1 protein-coding gene is annotated in these 599 nt (G+C 68.8%); it reads left to right on the top strand.

The window, feature by feature from the left end; genetic code table 11:
* Positions 1–147: 147 nt before the first annotated feature.
* Positions 148–599 (top strand): response regulator transcription factor (locus tag CXQ90_RS21770; RefSeq protein WP_181038676.1); only part of this gene is annotated, 452 nt, incomplete at its 3' end.

Below are 599 nucleotides of genomic sequence, written 5' to 3'. Positions count from 1 at the left end.
GCCGTCGTCGTCGTCCTGCTTACCACGCACCAAAGGGGAACGCAGGCGTCCTCCACAGCGAACGATTCAGCAGCAATCGAGGGCCACGGGTACCCAAACCCGAGCTCACCCCGGGCCCGTCGGGCGCCCGGCCAATAGACTTTCGGCATGACGGACCGACCCCGGATTCTCGTCGTGGAAGATGACCGGCAGCTGTCCCGGATGCTGGCGGACCTCCTGGAATCGGAGGGCTACGCCGTGACCCTGGCTTTTGACGGGCAGCGCGCACTCCACGAGGGCCTGACCCACCCCTTCGACGTTCTGCTTCTGGACCGCGGGTTGCCCGCGATCGAGGGACTGGATGTGCTGTCGCGGCTCCGCAGCCGCGGGATCCTGACACCGGCCCTGGTCCTGTCCGCCCTGGGCAACCCCGCGGACCGCGTCGAGGGGCTGGACCGCGGAGCCGAAGACTACCTGGCGAAGCCCTTTGACATCGACGAGCTGCTGGCCCGCCTTCGGGCACTGCGGCGCCGGAACATCGCACGGGTTCCCGTGCTGTCCGTGCCCGGCGGAGTCTTCGACACCGCGGGCCGCACGGTAACCACCGACGAGGGGGAAGT

The sequence above is a fragment of the Arthrobacter sp. ZGTC131 genome (assembly GCF_002929275.1).
GTDB lineage: Bacteria > Actinomycetota > Actinomycetes > Actinomycetales > Micrococcaceae > Arthrobacter.
Note: the sequence above shows the minus strand (reverse complement) of the source record. Positions and strands in the feature narration are given on the sequence as shown.